We start from the raw sequence: 23562 nt of genomic DNA, 5'->3' as shown, positions 1-23562 counted from the left end.
CCACACGCCCCAGAGAAAACACCCGACAACCCCAGAGACACCGCCACAAGCACCCGCAAGAACCCACAACACAACCGCCGGGACAGCGCACCGCGCCCCAACAGCTCCCACCCTGAGTTCTTTACCCCCACCCCAAAGAACTCTACAGTTAGGGCCATGCAGGAGATCGTGCGCAGGGCCCTGGACGCATCCGGGGCGGCGCCACTGCGGACAGCCAGGAGAGCCAGCACCTGGACCTCAAGGAGGACCCCGCCCGCATCCCTCAGTTCCTCGGCAACCCCGACGCCAAGCGCATCGAGGTCCTGCTTGATACTGCCATCTGCCTCGCCAACGCTGACGGCGAGTCCTTCATCGTCCTCGGCGTGGCGGACAAGGTCCCCGGCCCGCAGGCCCTGACAGGCACCGACGCCGACCCTGCGGACATCGCCCAGAAGATCTTCTCCCGCTCACGGCCGAACCTGACTGTCGAGACCTGGGCAGAGGTCTACGCAGGAGCCCGACTGGTCATCATCCGCGTCCCTCAGGGACTGTCGGTCTACGCCCGGAGAAACGGTGCCTCGTCGATCCGCCAGGGGACGTCCTGCCTCCCCCTGGGGGAGGACCGTCGCCGTCAGCTGGCCTTCCACCGAGCCAACCCGGACCACACCGCCCTACCCTCCCAGCAGTCGGTACCAGACCTTGACCAGGAGGCCCTGACGCGGGGGCGGGTCCTGTTCACCGCGCAGCACCCCGACCGCTCCGTCGGCTCCGACCGCGAGCTGCTGACCCTCCTCGGCCTGCTCACCCCCGAGGGTAGTCTCCTGCGCGCCGCAGAGATCCTCTTCGGCCGCAGGAACCTCAACCTGCCCCTGGCCCGCCATGTCTACCGCCCCTTCCCTGGCGGAGAACCCTCCCAGGAGGAGGTGACCGGGCCGGCCATTCTGGCAATCCAGTCGCTGCTCGCCCGCATCAAGGCTCATTCCGACCCTGAGGCCGACCGGATCGACCTGCCCACAGGACAGGAGCGCCCACTGCCTGACTTTCCCTTCGACGCCGTGGACGAGGTTGTCCTCAACGCCTTTGCCCACAGGGACTGGTCACTGACAACCGCCGTCGTCGTCGACCAGTCGCCCCAGACACTACGTGTGCACTCCCCCGGCGGCCTGCCGCTGGGAGTTCGCGCCGACCGCCTGCTGCGCACCCCGTCAACACCGCGCAATCCCGTTCTCATGCAGGCTCTGCACCGGCTGGGCCTTGTCGAGGAGACGTCACGCGGCTTTGACCGGATGTGGGTCTCGATGCTGACCGCAGGCCGCCCGGTACCAGACATTGACACTGACGACTTCCATGTTGACGTCACCTTCACCGCAACAGGGACCGACTCCCACTTTGTCCGCGCCCTGGCAGTACTCGCCCCGCTCTTCGCCGAGGGCGTGGTACGCAACGTCAACACGCTTCTCGTCCTCCACCACCTCTTTGGAGCGACGATGCTTACGAGCACGACCGCAGGCCACCTGCTCCAGGCAGGACCCGCCGAGTGCCAGGAGATTCTCTACTGGCTGGTCAGCGTCGGCCTGCTGGAGCAGAATCCCGGCTCCTCCACCTGGGTGCTCGCGGACCGTTGCAGAAAGGCGCTAGGCAGCGCGCAGGTCGTCGCCCCCCTGCACCAGGACGTGGAGCGCTGGATCCTTGACGCCGTCAAGCACGCACCTGTCACCAACCGTCACGTCGCAGCAGCAACCGGTGCAGCGCCAAAGACAGTCACAGACATGCTCCGCCATCTGAGCGTCACGGGGGCGATCGAGAAGGATCCTGACGGCCCTCAGCGAGGCCCGACCGTACGCTGGCGTGCGCGATAGCCTGTCGTCGGCCCCGCCCACCGCGCGACAACCCCGGCGGCAGCCCTCAGCGACAGCTCCCGACAACAACCCCCGCAGAACTCCCAACAACTCAAACAACTCGCCCCACCACCCCACACGCCCCAGAGAAAACCCCCGACAACCCCAGAGCCACCGCCACAAGCACCCGCAAGAACCCACAACACAACCGCCGGGACACCGCACCGCGCCCCAACAACCCCCACCCTGAGTTCTTTACCCCCACCCCAAAGAACTCACCCGGGTGCCCGTCCGACAGGGTGGAGCCTCGTCAGGCCGACCGCAGGAGAAGGAAGGCAGCACCGAAGGCGTCCTCTCCACCGGACCCGCAGGAGAAGGAGACAGCGCTGCACGGCCCTGTCCGTCAGGAACGGAAGAGGTCAGCGGCCTGGGGCGTGCACAGGCGGGCGGCGGCCGCAGCCACCCTCTCGTCGGTGTCGGTCAGCGACATGCGCACACGCCCGGCGCCAGCCTGCCCGTAGAAGTCGCCAGGGGCGACGACGATCCCCAGCTCGGCGAAGGCCCCCACCATGTCGTAGGCACTCATGGACGGCGGCCCGGACAGCCACAGGTACAGCCCGGCCACCGACTGCGGGTCGTTGACGAGCCCTACTGCGGCAGCGGCCTCCAGCAGGGTCTCCCGACGTGCCCGGTAGAGCGTCTTCTGGGCCTCCACGTGCGCCTCGTCGTCAAGGACGGCCGCCGCCGCAGCCTGGACAGGGGCGGGCACCAGCAGGCCCGCGTGCTTGCGGACCTCGGTGACTGCGGAGACGAGCGCCGGGTCCCCGGCAAGGAAGGCCGCCCGGTAGCCCGCCAGGTTGGACTGCTTGGACAACGAGTACAGGACCAGCAGCCCGCTGCGCCCCTGAGGCCCGGCGGCCTGCGGGTCCAGGAGACTGGGAACCGCGCTGCTGGCCCAGGGCTCCTCCCAGGCCAGCTCGGCGTAGCACTCGTCGGAGGCGACGACAGCACCCCGCGCCCTGGCCCACGCCACGACTCGGGCCATCTGCTCCACATCCAGGACATGACCGTCAGGATTGCCAGGACTGTTGAGCCACACCATGGCCACCCGCGCCTGGTCGTCAACATCCCACGAGTCAGGGTCGGCGTCGGTGTCCACAGGTACGGGGACGGCTCCGGCGATGCGGGCTCCCACGTCATAGGTGGGGTAGGCGGCACGTGGGTGGAGGACGAGGTCGCCCGGACCCACCCCCAGCTGGAGGGGCAAGAGCGCCACGGACTCCTTGGAGCCGATGGTGGGCAGGACCTCCTCGCTGGTCAGCCCGGGAACCGCACGCCGTCGGGCCATCCAGCCGATGAAGGCTTCCCGCAGGCGCGAGGTGCCCACTGCCGTGGGGTAGCCTGGCGCGTCAGCGGCCTGGGCAAGAGCAGCCTGGGCGATCCCGGGAGTCGGGTCCACGGGGGTCCCCACCGCCAGGTCAACGACGCCGTCTGGGTGCTCGGCCGCACGCGCCCTGTAGGGGCGCAGGCTGTCCCAGGGAAAGTCGGGCAGCGCGAGGGGCCGGGGAAGGCGGGCAGGGGGCAGGTGCCCAGCAGGAGCGGGACTCATAGGCCGCATTCTGCTCACGGGGCCGGGCACGCCACAAGCACCTCGCCGCAGGCCTGGGTCCTACCCGCCGGTCAGGCGTAGCCGTTGGCCTGGCTCCACTCCTCGTTCTGCGGCGGCAGGGCCGCGATCATAGGGTCGTCATAGGGCTGGGGACCCACGACCTGCGCCCCACCGGGTGAGCCCAGTCCCCGCAGCTCGAAGAAGTCGATGTTCGCCCTGCTGTAGTCCTCCCACTCCTCGGGGACGTCGTCCTCGTAGAAGATGGCCTCCACGGGGCACACTGGCTCACAGGCGCCGCAGTCCACGCACTCATCAGCATTGATGTAGAGGCTGCGCTCACCCTCGTAGATACAGTCCACGGGGCACTCGTCAACGCACGCACGGTCCTTGACGTCGACACAAGGCTGGGCGATGACGTAGGTCATGGCAGCAGCATCCTCTCACCTCGGCGGGGCGTGCCGCCCGGAGGGAGCGGCACGCCTGTACAGCACCAGTATCCTCCTCCACCACCGGCCAGCCCAAGGCAGGCGGACGTGGCCGTGAGCACTGGGACCGCGTGCCCAGCGTCCCCGAAGTCTTTTCTGGGACTTTCCTGGGGCTTTTACAGCACAGGCGCCGCGCAGATACGGCACGGGTGCGGTACAGGTGGGGGCCGGTCCTGCCTTCGAGGTCCCGCCCTGGGCGGGTAGCGGTGCCTGGGTCGGCGAGGAGCACATGTCCTTCGGGGCGGGACGGGACGTGCCGTCGGGCTTCACTATCCTGGCAAGATCCGTGCTACCTGGACTCACGCAGATCACGCCGATACGGAGAACGCCGGTGAGGGCGCAACCCGTGCCAGCCAGGAACGGCACGCTCCTTGTCCTTCTCTGGGTGGTCAGAGGTCTGTGGGGGGAACACCTCGCTGCACACGACGTTGTTGCCAGGGGAACAGGTAGCGCAGGCGGTGGCGGCCGGGAAGCACCTAGCCACACACCACGTTGTTGTCAGGGTAGTAGCTCGTGGTCAGCACGTCGTCAGGCAGGGCCTGCCCGTCATGGGTCCGTCGGCGGGTGACGGTGATGTCGAAACCCGGGTTGCCCCCGCTGTAGGCCTGGCACCCGGGCCCGGACTGTGTCTCGGTGGTCACCGGACGGTAGTTGTAGCGCTCCGAGGAGGTGATGGAGACCTCGTAGTACACGGTGGACCACAGCCGCACGTGGATCTCCTCCCCGTCCAGCCAGGCCTGGACCATGACACCGTAGGGGGTGGAGTTCGTGAACTTCACGTCCAGCACACCGGTCCACAGGGTCGCCTCCCGACCTGCCGGGTAGCGGTCGAAGTAGTACTGGTGGGCGGTGTGCTCGGTGTCGTCCATCCCCGCCTCGAAGCCGGCGTTGAACACCGTCGTGGCGACCTGGCTGAGGCCGCCGCCCATGGAGTCGGTGTGCTGCCCGTTGGAGATGACGCCCGCGTCGGTGAACCCGTGCTCGTAGTCCACCGGTCCCAGGGCCTCCTCCAGGGAGAAGGTCCCGCCCGGGGGTATCGAGGTGCTGTTGACCTTCTCCGCCCCCGTCTCAAGGTTCTGCGTGCGGGCGACGTCGGCGGCGTTGTAGGGGGTGGAGTACTCGCCGACGGGCTCAGCCACGCCCCACTCCTCCTCAGCCAGGGTCACCTCCGGCTCCAGGACGGTCAGGGGCAGCGTCACCGTGCGGGAGCCGGAGTCGGAACCCGGGTCCGACGTCCCTGCCGAGACCAGGTCAGCCAGGAGGGTCTCCGTGTCGATCCCCACACCGGAGGAGGCGGAAACGTACCGAGGAGCTGCGTCCTGCGCACCCTCTGCGGTCCCGTCGATGACCCAGCCGGCGTCAACCGCTGGGGTCTCCACCGGCCCCAGTCCGGAGAGGACGGCCTCACGCACACCTGCCGGGTCCAGGTCAAGGCTCAGCCTCCCCCCGGAGGTGCTGATGGTGCTGTAGGCGGCGATGGTCTCGGGGCTGATGGCTACTGTGGGGGACACCGCCTGCTCCTCCACCTCCGTGCCCTCGGCGGTGACGGTGACCTCAGAGGACAGGAGAGGCTCCAGCGTGCCCTCTACGAACTGCGTCGCCTCGGCGTCGGTGATGGCCGGGACAGCGGTCCCCTCGGCCAGGGCGATGCTGGGCTCCCCCAGCGGCCAGTCCTTGACGAGGGCGTCCACGGAGGCCGCGACGTCCAGCCCGGTCCCGGTCTGGGAGCCGGTGGTCACGACCTGCGTCCCCTCAAGGGAGACCGTGGCCGACACGGTCCCGCTGGACAGGGCGTCCACCCGGTCCTCCAGGGCGCCGTTGAGGACGTCGCGGTCCACCTCAACCACCGCGTCAACCTGCGTCCCGCGGAGCCGACCGGCCAGGGCGACAGGGTTGAGGGTCATGCTGGTGACCTGCCCCACGGACGCCTGCGCGTCCACGCTGACACCCGAGTCGGCAGGGACCAGCTGGTCCTCCTTCTCACCGACGGTGACAGTGACCGGCTGCGCCAACTCCTCACCAAGGACAGAGGCCACACGGGTCCGCGCCTCCTCGGCACTGAGACCGGAGACGTCCACGCCCGCCACAGTCGTGGTGCCGTGAAGATGCTGGGTGGTCCACCATGACAGGCCACCCCAGGCCAGCAGCACCAGAGCAGCGGCCACGACAAGCACAGGCAGGCGACGCCGGTACCAGCTCGCAGCCGTCTCCTCCCGGCCACCCAAGCCCTCCTGCACGGCCGTGTCCTCCTGCGGGTCAGTCTCCTGCGCGTCCTGGGGCCGGGCCGCGCCCTCCGCACCCTCTGCGGCGTCCTCTGGCTTGTCCTCTTCTGAGTCCTCTACTCCTACTCCGTCCTCTTCTGCGCCCTCGGCCACGGCCTCCACCAGGTGCCCGGCCGCAGGCACGTGCTCGTCAGCTCCTGGCTCGCCGAGCACCTCGGCATCGCCGAGCTCTTCGGACTGCTCCGGCTCCGCCTGCGCCGAGTCGTCCTCCCCAGCAGGCTGTGGCGGCTCTGCCGGCTCCATCGGCTCGGCGGGGTCCTCCGGCACTGGAGAGTCGACAGGCTCGTCCGGCTTCCCGAACTCGGGCTGCCCCGCAGGCTCGCCCGGGGAGCCAGCCTCAGCAACAGTCCCGCTGCTGTGGGCGCCCGCCCCAGCCGGGTCAGAGGCCGGAGGTTCTCCCCTGCCCGCCGGAGCGATCGAGGGAGGCAACGAGGAGTCAGCGTGCCGGATCCATGCCACCTGGTCAGTCGATCCGTCGTCCTCCTGGGCAGGAGCGGCGCCCGCGACCGCGTGCGCCTCGGCGGAAGGCCCGGCCTCCGCCGGGGTAGTCGTCTCCGCCGGGGTAGTGGTCTCCTGGCTGTCTGCCTCCCGGCCCTGCGCTCCCTGGTCCGGCAGGGCCTCAGGGGGAGGCAGGACCGTCTGCGAGGTCCCGGGGGCCTCCCCGGCCTCTTCCTCATCCTCTGTGGTGTCGTCCTGCGCGGCGTCCTCCGCCGTGCCGACCGGGGTCACCTCCTCAGGGGAGGCGACCTCCTCGGCAGGGCTACTCGTCACCACGTCGCGGCCTGGTGCGTCCTGGCTCATTGTCACCAGTCCTCTCAGGCCTGCGCGCGACGGCGCCTGGCGTTGTCCCGGGCACGCGCCCGGGAGTCCAGGATCACCTTACGGATCCGGACCGCATCCGGAGTCACCTCCACGCACTCGTCCTGCGCAGCCAGCTCCAAGGCCTCCTCCAGGGTCAGGTGCCGCGGAGGCGTGAGCCCCTCAAAGGACTCCGCGGTCGCGGAGCGCATGTTGGTCTGCTGCTTCTCCCGCACCACGTTGACCTCCATGTCCTCACCGCGCGGGCTCTCACCCACAACCTGGCCCTCATAGGTCTCCTGACCAGGCTCGACAAAGAAGGTGCCCCGGTCCGCCAGCCGTATCAGGGCGTAGGCGGTCACTGCCCCCGCCCGGTCAGACACCAGGGAGCCTGTGGTGCGGGAGGTGATCTGCCCGGCCCAGGGCTCATAGCCCTCAGCCACGGAGGAGGCGATACCCGTACCACGCGTCTCGGTGAGGAACTGGCCACGGAAGCCGATGAGACCACGCGCAGGCACCACGAACTCCATGCGGACCCAGCCGGTCCCGTGATTGGTCATGGTCTCCATGCGACCCCTGCGAGCCGCCATCAGCTGGGTGACGGCCCCCAGGTAGTCCTCGGGGACATCAATCGTCATGCGCTCCACCGGCTCGTGCGTCCTGCCGTCAACAGCACGAGTCACCACCTGCGGCTTGCCAACCGTCAGCTCAAAGCCCTCCCGACGCATCTGCTCCACCAGGACCGCCAGGGCCAGCTCTCCGCGCCCCTGGACCTCCCACGCGTCGGGACGGTCCGTGGGCAGCACCCGCAGGGAGACGTTGCCCACCAGCTCACGGTCCAGACGGTCCTTGACCTGGCGGGCGGTGACCTTGGCCCCCTTGGAGCGTCCCGCCAGCGGGGAGGTGTTGATACCGATGGTCACGGAGATCGCGGGCTCGTCCACGGTGATGAGCGGCAGGGGGCGCGGGTCCTCAGGGTCCACGAGGGACTCCCCGATGGTGATGTCCTCGATCCCGGCCACGGCCACGATGTCCCCCGCACGAGCCTCCTGCGCGGGGAGGCGGTCCAGCCCCTGGGTCACCAGCAGCTCGGAGACGCGCGCCGGGGTGGTCGTCCCGTCGTAGCGCGCCCAGCCGACCGTCTGGCCCTTGCGGAGTGCCCCGTTCCTGATACGCACCAGCGCCAGTCGTCCCAGGAACGGGGAGGCGTCCAGGTTGGTGACGTGGGCCTGGAAAGGGGCGTCCTCATCGTAGGTGGGGCCGGGGATGCGCTCGATAATGGTGCGGAACAACGGCTCCAGGTCCGTGCTGGCGGGCAGCCCGCCGTCCTCGGGAGGCTCGGTGCCCGCCCGGCGCTGCCTGGCGGAGGCGTAGAGGACCGGGACGTCGAGGACCGCGTCCAGGTCGATGTCGGGCTGCTCGTCGGCCAGGTCGGAGGCCAGCGACAGGAGCAGGTCGGTGGACTCGGCGACCACCTCCTGGGCGCGGGCGTCAGGACGGTCCACCTTGTTGACCACGAGAATCACCGGCAGGCTCGCCGCCAGGGCTTTGCGCAGCACAAAGCGCGTCTGAGGCAGGGGCCCCTCGGAGGCGTCCACGAGGAGCAGCACGCCGTCCACCATGGACAGGCCCCGCTCCACCTCGCCGCCGAAGTCCGCGTGCCCGGGGGTGTCCACGACGTTGATGGTCACGCCCTGCTCCAGGCCCGCCTGCACCGCAGCAGGCCCCGAGTAGTGGACGGCAGTGTTCTTGGCCAGGATCGTGATGCCCTTCTCACGCTCGAGCTCGCCGGAGTCCATGACCCGCTCCCCCGTCGCCTCCTGAGTGGCTCGCACCCCGAAGGCGCCAGCCTCCCAGAGCATCGCGTCAACGAGGGTGGTCTTGCCGTGGTCGACGTGGGCGACGATCGCGACGTTACGCAGGTCCTGACGGACACTCATGAATGGGCTCTTCCTTACCTGAGGGAGCCCCCGAGCCCGGAGCCAGGGAGGAGCCGGACCACGAGGGGTGAGTCAAGGCAAGGCTAGGGGAAGGCGCCATCGTCTGCCATGGCGGTGCCGCCACCCCCGGTGTGCACCCCCTCACGGGTCGGGGCAGCACAGGTGTCGGTGGCGTGGGGCAGACTGGTGCGTGGGGAGCGGGGGCGCGGAAGGAGGAGCCATGACCGTCGTGCGTGTGGATGTCGCGCCTGACCTGCTGCGCTGGGCCGTGAGGCGGGCGCGCTGGAACGAGGAGACCGTCCACCGTCGCGCGCCGCAGTTTGACGGCTGGATCGACGGCTCCGTGCGCCCCACTCTCAAGCAGATGGAGAAGTTCGCGGCCAGCACCCACACGCCCTTTGGGATGCTGTTCCTGCCCGAGCCGTCGGTCGAGGACGTCCCTGTCCCAGACATGCGGACTCCTCGCGACGCCGGAGTGCGCGATCCGTCGGCCGACCTGCTGGAGACGATCTACCTGTGCCAAAGGCGCCAGGACTGGTACCGCGACGAGGCCCTGGAGGCCGGGGCTGCCCCACTCGACCTCGTCGGCTCCGCGACGCTGACCACTCCGGTAGACGACGCCGCCGACTGCATTCATGCCGCGCTCCGTCTGGACGAGCGGTCCGTGACCAGCTGGTCTGATGCGATGACGGATCTCATCGCGCGCCGAGACCATCGGTGTCCTGGTCATGGTCAACGGGGTCGTCGGCTCGGACACGCACCGCAGACTCGACTCGGAGGAGTTCCGAGGCTTTGCCCTGGCTGACGACGTCGCCCCGCTCGTCTTTGTCAACGGGGCCGACACGAAGGCGGCGCAGGTCTTCACCCTCGTCCACGAGCTCGCCCACCTGTGGCTGGGACACAGCGCGCTCTCCGACGCGGCTGCTGGTGGTACGCAGGGCGAGAAGCGGGAGGAGCGCTGGTGCAACCAGGTTGCCGCACAGGTGCTCGTCCCCCTCGACTCGCTCCGGGCGGAGTGGGCAGGAAGTCACGATGAGGATGAACTGAAGCGGCTAGCCTCTCATCACAAGGTAAGCACCCTTGTGGTGCTTACAAGGCTCCGGGACGCTGGATTCCTCACATGGGACGAGTACATGGCCCAGTACGACGCCGAGCGCCAACGTGTCATGGGGCTTATGCAGACTGGGCGCAACCGTGGCGGAGGTGGGAACTACCACCACACCCCGCTGCGACGCCTCGGGCATTCTTTCACCCGGGCCGTGGTCTCCTCCACCCTGGAGGGGCGGACGACGTACCGGGACGCCTACCGGCTGCTCGGGACTGTCAAGCACTCGACCTTTGAGGGACTGGCTCAGAGGGTGGGGGTAACCTGATGTACCTCGTCGACGCCAACGTCCTTATTCAGGCGAAAAACGGCTACTATGCCTTTGACATTGCGCCCGGATTCTGGGAGTGGATCGATCAGGCGCATGACCAGGGTCGGGTGTTCAGCATCGACAAGGTGCGTGACGAGCTCTTCCGGGGTGACGACGAGCTCAGTGACTGGACGAAGGGGCACCGAGATTTCTTCCACCCAGTCGACCAGTTGACGACGCCGTTCTTCACCCCGTTGTCCACCTGGGCTCACTCTTCAGGACTTCACCCAGGCAGCTCTGGATGAGTTCTCCACGGACGCCGCCGACTTCCATCTTGTCGCCCACGCGGCGGCGCACTCGTGCACGGTGGTCACCCATGAGACTGCCGGATCAGGCTCTCGCAAGCGTGTGAAGACCCCTGACGCCTGCCGGGCTCTTGACGTCAATTGGGGCAGCACCTTCGAGATGCTTCGCCGTACCGGTGCCTCATTCGGACTGCGCCGATAGCGCCAGCCGATCATCCAAGGGCTGGGATCGGCAGGAACCTATCTCACGGCTCGACATCTTCGCGGTGACGGTGCGGGGGGACGCTGGTGCGACTGGAGTAGGCTGCCTCGCGTTCCTCAGCCCGCTTCGCAGCAGATCCGTGTCGTAAGTGGAATCCGGTAACACCTGGTTGGACGGGCCAGAAGTCCGAACATCCCTTTGTACCGCACACTCCTGACAGAGCACGTGGAACATTGTGTTTGGCTGGCGAAGACGCAAACCATCCACAGGGCCAAGATCAAGAGGAGGAGCACGGGCTCCCTGGCCAAAACCGCCCAGGAGCTACTTCGGGGACTCGCGGGCGAGAGAATCCCCCTGGTCGTCCATGGCATTGAATGGAGATGCTGGAGGTGCCGTTCGACGAATTATGTCCCAGCCCTCCTGCATCCCCAAGGAGTCACGGACGTTTATTCCGCCCTTCCGGCGGTTGACGGCATGTTTGTTGCGTACGTCAGGGACGTGTCTCAGCCCGTCTGGTTCACCTCTGGCGCAGACGATCAAGACTCGCCAGTCCAAGCGCGCCGGAAACTACCTGAGTCACGGCTGCCGCCATTGCGACTCCCTCGCAGGTCGCTCCTAGTGCTCAAGGAGGCCGCCACCTCCAAAGAACACCTCCAAGGAACACTACCGGTCGCTGTTGGCCTTGTTGTTTCGTGGGTGGGGTGGGTGGGCTTGTTGGGGTGGGGTTGGTTGTGGCGTGTGGGTGTGGCGGGGTGGGGCGTGTGGTCGCGGTGGGTGGGCCTTGCCTGCTGGCGGGTCCTTCCTGGGGCTGGTGGGTGGGTGGTGGTTTGCTGGTGCTGTGGGTCGGCGTGCGCGCAGGGTGGTGATCGCTGGGGTCAGCAGGTCGGCGAAGGGGGCTGGGGGTCTTGCAGCGGGTGGTGGTGCGCCGCGCGTGGCGCGTGATGACAGCTGGCACGCTGGGCAGGCGGTGGCGCACGGGCTTGGGCGCCCACCTGCGGGCGGGGTGGTCTGCCAGGCAGAGCACCTGCGCCCAGGCGAGGGTGTCGCGGGCCAGGGCCACGACCTGGCACCAGGTGCGGTTGGCCGCGAGGGCCTGCAGCAGCACGCGGTCGACCCCGGTGCCCTGCGCGGCGGACACGGTCCTCGCACCTGGCCCGCTGGCGGTGGCCTGCCTCCAGGTCGGCGGGCTGGCCGGTCCTGGTGCTGGTCCCAAAGGCGGTCAGCCGGCAGCCGTCGACGTCGTCGAGCCTGGGCCGGGCGCCGGGGCGCGGTCTTTCGCGGCGCACGATGACACGCGTGGCCCTGGGCCACCCGCCCACGTCGACCAGGTCCGTCAGCCCTGCCACGTCCGCCGCCTCGCGGGGGCCGCGTCGGCGCCGCAGGCAGGGGTCCAGGCCTGGGCGGGGACCAGCCTGCAGGCCCGCGACATGTCACTGGGCAGGGTGAGTCCGACGCTGCAGGACACCCCTCTGCGCTCCAGGGCGGCCAAGGTGGCCTTGGTCCCACCAGCGGCGTCGGTGCGCACGAGCACCTTGCGTCCGGGCCCGGGACCCAGGCCCACACGGGCCAGCACCACGGCGATGACAGCCTCATGGTCGGCGGCGGTGTCCGACCCCGCGCTCGCGGGCCGCAGCATGACCGCGGCGTTCTCGCCGGCACCTTGGGGACCGTGGTCGGTCCACGCGGTCAAGGGACGGAGCCCAAAGCCCCTTCCTGCCCTTCTTGAAGGTCGGTGCCACCCCCCTCCTTCATTGTCAGGGTGGGCGGTGACCAAGGTGGCGCCGGTATCAGTGACCAGCGGCCGCTGGGCGCTGACAGCGGCCGTCAGCGCCCACGCTCCGGCCAGGGTCCAGCCCGCGCGGCGCGCCCTGGCCAGGACCACCGCGCGCTCAACCACCAGCGACAGCGCCAGGTCGAGGACGACCTTGACCGGGTCATGGCGCGCCAGCAGCCTGGACCACGGCGCCAGAACCTGTGACAGCAGCACGTCCAGCCCACGGGCGCGCACCGTCTCGGCCAGCAGCACTCCACCACCATGAGCAAGCACGTTGACCCAGCCGGTCCCGACACCCACCAACAAGCACAACCCTGCTGCAGTCCCCACCTCGAAGCTGTCCCTCCCCTGAAACACGACAGACCCCAACAACCCACACCACTCCAGACGAAACGACACCTTCACCCCCGCCTCAGCCCCTCAACCACAAAACCCCGAGGCCAGGCCTTGTCATCACCGGGCACGGCGTAGGACCGAGCCTCCTGCCGGGGAGCGTCACTGATGAGGCCCAGCCACCCGTACGAACGCGTCAGACCGTTACCGCGGCTACACCATGGTGCTCCCGAGCCGCCTCCCATAGACCGTTCATTGTTTCGTAACCTTCAGTAATCGCCGACCTCAGACGGCCTTGACGACACGTCGTCTCATTGGCACAATGCCATCTAGGTCGGCGTCGTGGGGGAATGTGCTGGGCGTGTGCGCTCAGCCGGACCCTCTAGCGCTGCTCTTGGTTGGACGCACATCGACAGGGAACACATGAAGCTTCTTTCGCTCGCCTTGGGAATGTTCGCCGTTGGCGTCGACGGATTCGTCGTCGCGGGGATTCTTAGACCGATCTCTAGCGACCTTGGCGTATCTGTAGCGTCTGCGGGATTACTCGAAACTTCGTTCGCTTTGAGCATTGCAGTGCTCGCTCCTCTCCTGGTCACAGCTCTCGGTTCGATCCCCCCGCGGCTGGCACTTACCGCAAGCCTGGCCGCGTTCACCGCTTTCAACATCCTTGCAGCGGTCTCGCCGTGGTTCTGGCTTCTCCTGGTGGCAAGGGTTCTAGCGGGACTATCCGTAGGTGTCTTCCAAGCCGTTACCCCGATGGTGGCGTCAATGACGGCCCCGGAGGACGGTCAGGGCAGTGCACTTGCCGTCGTCACTTCGGGGATGACTGCAGGCATCGTCCTTGGAGTTCCGATCGGGATCTTCGTGACCAACCAGTTCGATTGGCGCTTCAGCTTCTGGCTAGTGGCCCTGCTCGGTGCTGTCGCGGCCATCGCTTGTTCGACCCAGTTCGCGGAGGTCCCTGGACCTCCCCCGACCCCCCTGCGGGAGCGTGTATCGGTAGCGGCCCACCCCTCCGTACTCCTCATGCTCGGCAGCATCACGGTGTGGATGTTAGGCGGATACGTTCTTTACGTATTCATGGGGCCAATGCTCCAGGGCGTTGCCAACGTCTCGGGCTCGGCTCTCCCGTGGATTTTCTTTGGCTTCGGCGTGGCCTCGGTGGTTGGAAACCTGGGAGGTGGGCGCGCACTCGACCGATGGGGAGCAGCGGCCGCCCTCATCATCGGCCTCACTGGAGGGGGCCTAGGGCTTTTCCTTACATCTCTGCTACACAACTCTCAGACTGGCGTCATTCTGGCGGTCCTTCTCTGGTCAACAGCGGGCTGGATGCTAACCCCACCCCAGCAAGCCAGACTCCTCCGACTCGGCCCACACCTAGCCCCTGTACTCATGTCCCTGAATGCGTCGGCAATGTACCTCGGCATGGGCCTGGGTGGGTTGGTAGGCGGACTCGTCCTGCACACCGGCGCACTACACGACCTCGGCTGGGTTGGCGGCATTTTCGAGGTCATCGCAATCGTGATGGTCGTGATTCAGCACCGTCACGGAATGACGCAGCCGCTTACTCCCCACAGTCCAGTTACGCCCACTCAGGAGTAGTTTGATGAGAGTCCAGAAAGACCCAACAGTCAGCGTCCATGCTTGGTTTTCCGCACGAGACCTCCTGGACACCGATCTGATCGATCGTCTCGGTCACTCGCAGTTCACCGGTGCGATTCTCAGTCCCGACGAGGCGGTGGAGTACGACCAGCGTCTCTCACCCTCACTGTTGCGGGTCGTTCAGCTTCACGCTAACGAGACGGACGAGTTTCTCGACGAGTGGGACGACGCGAACCGTCTCGTCATCCTAAGCGATTGCGCAGAGGTCCTCGAGGTGGCGCGTCAGCGGGGGATCCTTACGTGCTTGGACGCGAGCATCACAGACGGCGAATCGCTCCACGCGGCCATTGACAATGCCCGGGCTAACCGTTTTGTGCTTCTTCGCTTTACGGATCCCACGAACATTCCGATGGAGCTCGTCATTGCAGAGCTTCAGAATTCTCAGACAATCGTGCTGAAGGACATTCCTAAGGAGGACGGGGTCGAGGCAGCTCGCATCTCACTGGGTGTCATGGAAAACGGGAGCGATGGAGTTGTCTTCACGCCATCCTCGCACGCGGCCATGGCCTCCTTTATGGAGGTCATTGAGGCGGCCGCTTCGCGCACACTAACGCTTCAGACGGCTCGCATCACCCAGAGCAGGGCGGTCGGCATGGGTCAACGAAGCTGTATCGACACAGCCACTTTGTTCAGCGAATCCGAGGGGATGATAGTCGGATCAACATCGCAGGGCGGTTTCCTTTGTTGCTCCGAGGTGTTTTTCCTCCCCTACATGGAAAAGCGACCCTTCCGCATCAACGCAGGCGGTATTCATAGTTATGTTTATTCCTCCGATGGGCGAACGCAGTACATGTCAGAGCTTAGGGCCGGCGCCTTAGTCTCTGTAGTCAGTACTGAAGGCGTCTCTCGGAACGTCCCCGTTGGGCGTGTAAAGACAGAGGTTAGGCCGCTTCGGCTACTGGAGGCTGAGTTCGAGAGCGGCGAACGCATCAACATCCTCATGCAAGACGACTGGCATGTCCGTATCTTTGGAGCGGATGGGTCGGTTCGAAACATCACGGAGCTTAAGCCCGGAGACGAGGTGCTCGCTCATCTAGCGGAGCCAGGGCGGCACGTGGGAATCGCAGTCTCTGAGACCATCGAGGAATGGTAAGGGGGCTCTTCGTGCTTGAGGGTGTGGTAGGCGGGGCTTATTGGCTGGTTTAGGTGGTTTCTGTCAGGTGGTCCTTAAGGCATCCGGTGTGGATGAGGCTGCGGGTGGTGTAGCTGGTGAGGTTTCGGAATCCCAGGGCGATGCCGCGCAGGTGCTCGAGGCGCCCGTTGATGGCTTCGGTGGGGCCGTTGGAGGTGCGGGGGTGGTCGAAGTAGGCCAGGGGTGTCGGCGGCTCTTTCGGTCAGGGTCCTGGCCAGTGCCTGGATCTCCTCCAGCCCGTCGGGGACGGCCTGCCTCAAGGAGTCGATGAGCCGTTGCATCAGGTACTTTCCCAGGCCTGGGTCCTCGGCTCTGTAGGCCTGGATGAGGCGCTGGTAGAGGCCCCAGGCGGCCCGGACCGCAGCGTGGCGATCATCAGCGAAGAGGTTCTCCAGGCGCTCGGCCTGGGCGTCGGTGAGCAGGCCGGCCCCGGTCAGTAGGGTGCGTCTGGCCCGGTAGAGCTGGTCACCCGCCTGGCCCCGTTGGCCCGTGATCGCTCGTTGGATGCGGCGGCACTCATCGAGCTTGTCTCCTGCCAGGGACACGACGCGCGTAGGGGTCCATGACCGCCCGGGCCTGTGGGATCTCCTCGCCGACGGCGTTCTTGAACCCGGTGAAACCGCCCCGTCGCCGCCACCTCAACCTGCTCACGCCAGTCCTGGTCGCGCTGGGCGAGCCAGGTCCTGAGGGCCTTCCTGGACCGGCCCGGGACCATACCCAGCAGGCGAGCCGGTCCCGTCCGGTCGCGCACGGGGGTCAGGTCAATGATCACGGTGACATAGCAGTCACCACGCCTGGTGTGGTACCACACGTGCTCGTCAGCTCCAAGAACCTCCACCCCCTTGAGTCGGTCGGGCGTCTCGTTGAGGATCTGCTCGGCCAGGGTCAGTATTGCGTTGTTGGCGGTATGCCAGAAGATCCCCAGGGCGGCTGCTACCCGGGAGACCGACATGCACTCCAGGGCAAGGGCACGCATCCCCCACTCCACCGCTGAGCGCGTCAGCCGCGCCCGCGGCTGGGCCAGGGCTGAGGTGTCCTGTCTCCACACCCGGCGGCAGTGGGTGCAGGCGAAGCGCCGCACGCGCACCGCCAGCTTCGTGGGTCGCCATCCCGTCGGTATATGGGCCAGGCCGGGACACCGTCCCACGAGCCTGCCCCTGAGCCCCGCAGGCCTTGCAGAACAGGTCCTCAAACCCGGTCGGCATGCGGCACTCCACAATGGCTCTCGTCGGGGTGAGGTGCTAGCCCACCGCGGTCAGCCCCAGGGCGTCCAGGCCCCGGAAGGTCGTCAGATCAGGGCCAGTAACGGTAGTCTCAGGCGCGTCGAGGTCTCTCGTGACGGTTGTCTAGCAGCTCCCATCATCCAGGGACCTCAACCCCTACCCGCCGTAACGACGCGCCCACCACCCCCAGCCCTAACACACCAATAACCCTCACTTACCACACCCCAAACACGAAGAGCCGGTTGTCCGCGCGGTTCGCGGTGTGATAAGATAGACGGACATTCGCGTCGCGTAGCCAGGGTATGGGCGGGGCCGGGGAGCCCGGTCTAGGCGCTGGAGCGTGATACCGGGGGACGCTGTCAGTGAGCCCCGAGAGGCCCAAATGGCGGTCGCCAGTTGGGTGGATAAGCGGAGCACGTCCAAGGTGGGGAGGGCCCAGAATGTCGAACACGCCCGAGGTGTGCAACGAGCTCGTGTCAAACGCGATCGAGGCGGAGACCGGTTTTCCTGTCGAGAGCCTCAAGGCAGAGACACGGCTTCGTGACATTGGGATTGAGTCCGTCCTGAGTGTGGGGATTGTCGAGCGTCTCGAGAAGCACTTCGGTCCGCTGAGCAAGTCCCTGATGCTTGAATTCGATACGCTCGGGTCGCTGGTCACGCACCTCTCCTCGATTCGGGGTGGCGAGGGGACTGAGCGTGGCGACTCGCTTGACCTTGACGGCGGCTCGGCAAAGAAAGGGCGCCACGCTGACGAGGATGGCGTGGCTCCATTCATAGACGCGAGCGCCACGCCTCAGCCTGTTGTGAACCGCGCGGATCGCTCCTTGGATGCACGCGGCACAACAGGGATTCTTCCTCCCATTTTCGCTCCAGGGTTCAGCAGTGAGGTAGTTCACTCTGTCAACGCAGACAGTAGAACCCTAAAGGGCGCCTCTACGCAGGCAACCGTCCCTAGTGAGACGGCCCTCGCTGCCACCACTGAGACTCGTCCGCTCGAGGAGCCCGAGGTTTCCCGAAGCGGTGACGTGGCCATCATCGGAATGGCTGGACAGTTTCCGAAGGCTGGGAGTGTGGCGGAGTTTTGGAGCCATCTGACGCAAGGCGATGATTGCATTGAGGTGATTCCCGACCGGCTATGGGACTGGCGAGACTTCTGGGATGAGCGGGCAGGAATCGCAGGTACATCCTATTGCAAGTGGGGTGGATTCATCCCGGACCATCGTCTGTTCGATCCTTCGTTCTTCCGCATGTCAAGGCTCGAGGCGGAGTCGGTGGACCCCCAAGAACGTGTATTCCTAGAGACTGTGTACCACGCGCTTGAGGATGCTCAATATCCGCGGCGGAGGCGAGAGGGGCTTCAGGTAGGCCTTTTCGTTGCTGTCATGTGGGGTTCGTATCAGCACTACGGCTCCATGACTGCGGAGGCGGGCGGGTCCTACGCGACCATCGCAAACAGGGCGTCCTATGCGCTAGACCTAACTGGCCCGTCGCTGCCAGTAGACACAATGTGTTCCGGCTCTCTCACCACTCTTCATCTGGGGGCGCAGAGCATTCTGAACGGTGAATGCGACATGGCGGTCGCCGGTGGCGTAAACCTTACAACGCACCCGAACAAATACTTCGTGTTGAGCCGCACAGGATTCGCGGCTCGCAGCGGACGATGCCGTCCTTTCGCGGCAGACGCAGATGGGTATGTGCCGGCTGAGGCCTCGGGGGCGTTGGTTCTGAAGTCACTACGTGCAGCGCGCCGTGACGGGGACAGGATCCTTGGCGTTCTAAGACACTCAGGTGTTAACCATGGCGGTACAGTCAACAACATGACAATGCCCAACGTGGAGGCACAGTCCCGCCTCATCGATGGGACGTTCGACGCCACTGGGATCTCTGCAGACAGCATCGACTATGTAGAGGCCCATGCCCCCGGAACAAAGCTTGGTGATCCGATTGAGGTCCGGGCACTGAGCGAAGCACTCAAGCGAAGGGGGGCAAGTAGGTCGGACATCCCAATCGGGTCGGTGAAATCGAACATCGGGCATGCAGAGTCGGCTGCCGGTGTGGCAAGCGTCATCAAGACGCTAGAGCAGATGCGGCATCATCGACTCGCTCCGTCGATCCACGCTGCGGACGTCAATCCCAACATCACCTTCGAGGACTCACCACTTGAGTTGCAAGTGCACCTCGAGCCGTGGAAGCCACGCGTTGGTGCCGACGGTCTTGCCGAGCCATACCGCGCGATGATCAATTGCTTCGGCGCGGGCGGAGCCAACGCGCATGCCCTGATCGAGTCCGTGCACGAGGAAGACTCGGTTCCGGCGGCGGCCCCCGAAGCGGAGGAGCTTTTTCTTTTCTCTGCCGCGTCGGAGGCATCGCTCCGACTGCTTCTCGGAGCGTACGTGCATCTCCTGGAAAACTTCTCCTCACGTCATTCGGGCGAGCACGCCCAGGCGGTGCGGGAAGCGGTAATCCAGGCCATCGCGGACGCGGCGGGAGTAGCGCCTCGACACATTCGAGGTAGTGACCGGCTTGCTGATCTTCTTGCTGAGACTGGGGGCGCCAGCTCCCTACGAGAGCTCATTGCTGAACGTGCAGGAGTATGGTTCCCTGAGTCAGGGCTCGAGCATAACCTTGCCGTTGACGACGTCGTTGAGGAGGTTCAGTTCCGCGCTGTTCCGGGCTGCTTGCCGAGTAGCATCAGTGCTGAGCGGGCGTGGCTGCAATCGGTTGCTCGTACGACGCAGATCGCGCGAGACTTCCATCGCCACCGCGTTGCTGTTGTTACTGGAGACCAGCACGACCTGCTGTCCATCCTCAACCAGCTTGTCGCAGGCGAGGACTGCAGTGGCGAGACGGTCTTCGTCGGGAACGCGACTGCTGATGAGGCAGCGCGACTTGCGGGTGAGGTCCGCGAGGGCTTTATCGCACAGCTCCTAGAGGGGCGGCGACTGGAACGCATCGCCGAGTTCTGGGCCAGTGGCCTGAACATCGCGTTTGAGGACCATGCAGGAAACATCCCAATGCATGTGGACCTCCCTCTCTATCCGTTTGATCATCAGGTGTGCTGGGCGCCCACTCAGCGGCCCACGCCCTTGGAGCCGCAGAACCCGCACGGCTCGAGCAACCATTCGTCCGTTGATCTGGGTCAATCGGTTGAGCGGGGGAAGCCAACACTCTCGCTTGCCCCGAGTGGGCGGCGCGAGCTTGGTGCGCAGGCCCGGGTCATTAGCGGCGTGATTGAGGCAATCGAGCCTGACAACTCCTCTTCCATTGTGGCTGGGCTGTCCCCGAGTTGGGCTCTCCTAGACAAGAACACTCTTGAGGGCTCGGAGCTCAGTGCAATCAGCATCGATGTAAGTGCCGAGACAGGGGTCCTGGTCGAGGGATACATCGGTGACGAGGCCGTCCTGCAGGGCTTTCTTGCGCCGTATCGAGTCCCGAGTGGTCCCTTGATCGAGCCTCGTGCTCGTGCCGGCGATAGCGGTAAGACCGTGTTGGAAGGTGACTTCTCTAACGGCATCGAGAACGACCTTGGTGCCGCGCTCCAAGCCATCATCGACCTGGTCGGCGGCCATGTTGAGGGATCGCCAGCCATCTTGGGGCGGGTCATTCGACACGCTGCGGTACCGCGAGCTGGACGAATCATCGCCCGTGCTGAAGCGCCCGGGGCGTTTGAGGTGGTGCTCGTCAGCGCAGAGGGCAGTCCGATCCTCACCTGCACACGAGTCGCATCGTTGGGGCGACTGCCTGTTGGGTCCACCGACAGCCGCACACCCCGGTACTTCGAGAGTCAGTGGAACGCCATCGCCAGGCCCGTCACGAAAGAGGACCGGACCAGGCCGATCCAACGCGTCCTCATCGTGGCACCGTCGGAAATGGATGCGCGGGTGATCGCTGCGACGCCCCAGTACCGCCAGGCTAGCTGCCAGACCATCGTGGTAAAACCCTCCGCTGTCTCCGCGCTTCAGGCGGATGGAAACTGGACGGTGGCGCTTGCTGATGACTTGGCTGCTCGGGCGTGTCTGGAGCTGGCCGAAGATCCCGAGACCATCGTCTTCCTGAGTTCCGGTGATCCCTCTCAGGCGGCGGACGAGCTGATTCTGCTGCATCAGCTCGCCCAGCAGGCTATCGCTCGAGATCTGCTCCATGACAAGCGGGCCTCCTTCACAGTGGTTACTCGCGGGGCTGCACCAGCCGCCGACCAAGCTCCTGCGGCTACCGGGCTAGGGGGATACGTCCGGACGCTGGCCCGTGAGTGCGACCGCCCTATTGCGCACCTCGACATCGAGACCGGGCAGCCGTTGACTGCCGAGACCGCGGCATGGGTTGCTGAGTGCCCTCAGTGGAGTGATCATGATCGTCCTTACGCCCTCTATTCCGGTCAACTGTATCAAGAGCACATACAGGAACGGCGGGAGCTCCCTCCTCCTGAGGAGCAGTTCCAGGAGGAGGGCCACTACCTCCTTGTCGGCGGGAACGGAACAGTAGGACGCCAGCTCTCACTTGCGTTGGCGAGAAGCAAGAGGGCACGGATCACATGGGTCTCGCGCGGTGAGCTCAGCCAGCAGGCAGAGAAGGTCGCTCGCGAGGTCCGCGAGGCAGGAGGTCAGTTTCTGCATGTCCGTGCGGACGTAGCCGATGCTAGGGCGTTCGAGGAGGCGTACCACCACTCGATTGAGAGGATGGGCCCCGTCCACGGGATCCTCCACCTGGCCATGACCAGAGATATCCGCAGGATCCCGGACCTCACTGCGGAAGACTTCCGGGAGCTTCTTCGTGGCAAGATCGCCGGGACGGACTCGGTTATCGCGCTAATGCGTCAGCACCCGATCTCCTTCGCTGTGCTGTTCTCGACAGTCGACGTTCCGGTGGGTAGTGCAGGTTGGTCAGCTTATACGGCGTCATGCTCGTACCAGGTAGGTGCCGCCGCTGAGGCGCGTGTCCACGGACTCAATGTCTCTGCCATCAATTGGGGGTTCTGGGAAGGGATAGACGACTCAGTGGCATCGATGCTTGAGGCTAAAGGCATCGGCCGCCTATCGGTTGACCAAGGGCTCCATGTACTCAATAGTGTCCTTGGAGCGGACCTGACGGGAACACTCGTGCCCGTTGCGGACGAGCCCGCTCTTCGGAGGATGGGTTTCGAACTGTTGCCGGCAGTGGCACGGCGGGATGAACCTCGTGCTATCGACAACGAGGAGCCATCCGCTGGGCCCGCCCCGCAGCCGCAGTCCACAGAGAGCGCGACGAGACAAGAATCCCGAGGGGGCCCCATGCCCCTGCCGTCAGCTCGAACTGGAATGTCTGACATCCGGGACACGGTCGGGGGGCTCCGTGCCTTGTTCGCGGAGATGCTCAAGGCTGACGTTGCTGATCTGGACCCCGATGTGGACCTGCTCAACTATGGCGTCGATTCACTGCTTGTCGTGAACATCCAGGCCACAATGGAGGAGCGGCTGGGGCCCGTGCCTACCGCCCTGCTCCTAGAAAACAACACCGTACGGGCAATCGCAGAGGCCCTTGATCGAGACCATCCCCAGGTGGCACAAGCACTCTCGCCCACTGCAGGCGTAACTCCGCTCTCGAAAGGTAGGGGCAGAGAAGAGAGCGCAACGCAAGACTCCACATCGTCCGACACAGGAATCCCTGCGGCGAGAACCCCCACTGTCCGAACTCTCCGCGTGGTTTCTCCTGCAGAGACTGAGGAGTATCTGCGCTGTTACCCCGACTTGCTTGACAGCGGTGAACTGGAGAGTGGGCATCCTGAGGAGAGTGCCGTGGCTGAAGGCAGTGCCCTGACGCACGGCACCGTGTCGCTTGAGGAGGGGCGGATCGAGTACTTCTCTGTTGGCGAGGGTGAGCCCGTACTCATCTTCTCTGCGGTGGCGCTGACGGCGCCGGTGTGGATGCATCTCCTGTCCTCGAGGCTATGTGAGCAGTTCCGCCTAGTGGTGGTGCATCCGCCGGGGTATGGGCTGAGTGACGCGGTGTCCGGATGTGGAAACAGAGACATCGCGCGGATCTTTCGCGATGTGACGAGGAGCCTGGACATCAGTGGCCCGTACCACCTTCTGGCTTCGTGCCTTGGATCTGTGTCAGCGACACACTTCGCTGCGGACTATCCGGATCTGACCCGATCGTTGACTCTCGTTGGCGCTTTCCATGACGCCTCGGACCTTGAGGCTGGGGACCCGTCGACCATGAGCTCGGACGAGTTTATGCAGTTGGCGGAGTCTTCCGTCGCCACGTTGCACCAGGACTTCGACGCGGTTCTCGCTGCGGAGCCGCAGGACGGGGACAAGGAGATGCGATCGCGTGTTGAGGACAGTCGCGCTGTACTGCTTTCCTCGCAGAAAGTAAACTTCCTCGCTGCACTGCGATCCCTAAATGAGGCTACAAAGAACTCTCTCAAACCCATTCTCGAACGCGTCGTGGCACCGACGCTATGCGTCTTCGGAGATGTCGACCAGATTATCTCACCTCGTCATTCTCCAGAGATCGCGGATGCGGTCAGCAATGCCAGTCTGGAATGCGTCACAGGTGCGGGCCACTTTCCGTATCTAACGCACGCCAACCACTTCCTGGAAGTATTTGAACGCTTTATGAGCCGTGTCCATGATGGGCACGCAGAGCAGGCCTAAGGAGTACCCC

12 protein-coding genes and 2 pseudogenes are annotated in these 23562 nt (G+C 65.6%); 8 read left to right on the top strand and 6 right to left on the bottom strand.

The features are described from left to right. Positions 1-188: 188 nt before the first annotated feature. A complete protein-coding gene (locus tag CWS50_RS02070; RefSeq protein WP_341472742.1) occupies positions 189-1838 on the top strand; it encodes an ATP-binding protein in 1650 nt (549 codons plus the stop codon). Between the two features lie 382 nt (positions 1839-2220). Here CWS50_RS02070 and dapC read toward each other — a convergent pair whose 3' ends face one another. From dapC to typA, 4 genes are all read right to left on the bottom strand, one after another. Next, positions 2221-3426, bottom strand: coding sequence for a succinyldiaminopimelate transaminase (dapC, locus tag CWS50_RS02065; RefSeq protein WP_127841462.1), 1206 nt, complete (start codon positions 3424-3426; stop codon positions 2221-2223). A 71-nt stretch (positions 3427-3497) separates the two neighbouring features. After that, positions 3498-3851: a ferredoxin gene (gene fdxA / locus CWS50_RS02060; protein ID WP_127841461.1), complete on the bottom strand. Its 354-nt coding sequence runs from the start codon at positions 3849-3851 to the stop codon at positions 3498-3500. A gap of 536 nt (positions 3852-4387) precedes the next feature. Continuing rightward, the gene (locus CWS50_RS02055; RefSeq protein ID WP_127841460.1) at positions 4388-6994 is read right to left on the bottom strand and encodes a VanW family protein; all 2607 of its coding nucleotides are present in this window, start codon (positions 6992-6994) and stop codon (positions 4388-4390) included. A gap of 14 nt (positions 6995-7008) precedes the next feature. Continuing rightward, positions 7009-8931 (bottom strand): translational GTPase TypA, encoded by a 1923-nt coding sequence (gene typA, locus CWS50_RS02050; protein ID WP_127841459.1) that lies wholly within the window; start codon positions 8929-8931, stop codon positions 7009-7011. Between the two features lie 220 nt (positions 8932-9151). On the opposite strand from typA, the gene CWS50_RS13355 reads away from it, so the two are divergent. From CWS50_RS13355 to CWS50_RS13760, 4 genes are read left to right on the top strand one after another with little or no spacing between them, the layout of a single operon-like run. Further along, positions 9152-9736 carry a hypothetical protein gene (locus CWS50_RS13355; RefSeq protein ID WP_243118414.1) on the top strand — a complete coding sequence of 195 codons (585 nt, stop codon included), beginning with the start codon at positions 9152-9154 and terminating at the stop codon, positions 9734-9736. Beyond that, positions 9660-10304, top strand: a complete 645-nt coding sequence (locus tag CWS50_RS13350; protein ID WP_243118413.1) for an ImmA/IrrE family metallo-endopeptidase — start codon at positions 9660-9662, stop codon at positions 10302-10304. Before CWS50_RS13355 ends, CWS50_RS13350 begins: the two co-directional genes overlap by 77 nt. Next, complete coding sequence (locus tag CWS50_RS13765) at positions 10304-10591, top strand: DUF4411 family protein (RefSeq protein WP_257494733.1); 288 nt, start codon at positions 10304-10306, stop codon at positions 10589-10591. Before CWS50_RS13350 ends, CWS50_RS13765 begins: the two co-directional genes overlap by 1 nt. Then, on the top strand, positions 10584-10793 hold the full coding sequence (locus CWS50_RS13760) for a DUF4411 family protein (RefSeq protein ID WP_257494788.1): 210 nt from the start codon (positions 10584-10586) through the stop codon (positions 10791-10793). The genes CWS50_RS13765 and CWS50_RS13760 overlap by 8 nt, the downstream gene beginning before the upstream one ends. Before the next feature lie 849 nt (positions 10794-11642). Here CWS50_RS13760 and CWS50_RS02035 read toward each other — a convergent pair. Next, positions 11643-12897: pseudogene (locus tag CWS50_RS02035) on the bottom strand (transposase); the annotation flags it as partial. Positions 12898-13323: 426 nt separating this feature from the next. Here CWS50_RS02035 and CWS50_RS02030 point away from each other — a divergent pair. Then, entirely contained in the window at positions 13324-14502 is a 1179-nt protein-coding gene (locus CWS50_RS02030; RefSeq protein ID WP_127841458.1) for an MFS transporter, read from the top strand. Between the two features lie 4 nt (positions 14503-14506). Then, on the top strand, positions 14507-15655 hold the full coding sequence (locus CWS50_RS02025) for a 3-dehydroquinate synthase II domain-containing protein (protein ID WP_127841457.1): 1149 nt from the start codon (positions 14507-14509) through the stop codon (positions 15653-15655). A gap of 49 nt (positions 15656-15704) precedes the next feature. On the opposite strand, the pseudogene CWS50_RS02020 reads toward CWS50_RS02025, so the two are convergent. After that, a pseudogene (locus CWS50_RS02020) lies at positions 15705-16986 on the bottom strand (ISL3 family transposase). Between the two features lie 371 nt (positions 16987-17357). Here CWS50_RS02020 and CWS50_RS02015 point away from each other — a divergent pair. After that, positions 17358-23552 (top strand): alpha/beta fold hydrolase, encoded by a 6195-nt coding sequence (locus CWS50_RS02015; RefSeq protein ID WP_127841456.1) that lies wholly within the window; start codon positions 17358-17360, stop codon positions 23550-23552. Positions 23553-23562 lie beyond the last annotated feature (10 nt).

Origin of the sequence: Actinomyces wuliandei (assembly GCF_004010955.1) — a bacterium.
Lineage (GTDB): Bacteria > Actinomycetota > Actinomycetes > Actinomycetales > Actinomycetaceae > Actinomyces > Actinomyces wuliandei.
This window is presented reverse-complemented; position numbering and strand designations above follow the sequence as displayed.

Excerpts from the sequence above, each read along its gene's own strand:
- dapC (WP_127841462.1), bottom strand. The coding sequence starts at position 3,426 with ATGAGTCCCGCTCCTGCTGGGCACCTGCCCCCTGCCCGCCTTCCCCGG.
- fdxA (WP_127841461.1), bottom strand. The coding sequence starts at position 3,851 with ATGACCTACGTCATCGCCCAGCCTTGTGTCGACGTCAAGGACCGTGCG.
- CWS50_RS02055 (WP_127841460.1), bottom strand. The coding sequence starts at position 6,994 with ATGAGCCAGGACGCACCAGGCCGCGACGTGGTGACGAGTAGCCCTGCC.
- typA (WP_127841459.1), bottom strand. The coding sequence starts at position 8,931 with ATGAGTGTCCGTCAGGACCTGCGTAACGTCGCGATCGTCGCCCACGTC.
- CWS50_RS13355 (WP_243118414.1), top strand. The coding sequence starts at position 9,152 with ATGACCGTCGTGCGTGTGGATGTCGCGCCTGACCTGCTGCGCTGGGCC.
- CWS50_RS13350 (WP_243118413.1), top strand. The coding sequence starts at position 9,660 with ATGGTCAACGGGGTCGTCGGCTCGGACACGCACCGCAGACTCGACTCG.
- CWS50_RS13765 (WP_257494733.1), top strand. The coding sequence starts at position 10,304 with ATGTACCTCGTCGACGCCAACGTCCTTATTCAGGCGAAAAACGGCTAC.
- CWS50_RS02030 (WP_127841458.1), top strand. The coding sequence starts at position 13,324 with ATGAAGCTTCTTTCGCTCGCCTTGGGAATGTTCGCCGTTGGCGTCGAC.
- CWS50_RS02025 (WP_127841457.1), top strand. The coding sequence starts at position 14,507 with ATGAGAGTCCAGAAAGACCCAACAGTCAGCGTCCATGCTTGGTTTTCC.
- CWS50_RS02015 (WP_127841456.1), top strand. The coding sequence starts at position 17,358 with ATGTCGAACACGCCCGAGGTGTGCAACGAGCTCGTGTCAAACGCGATC.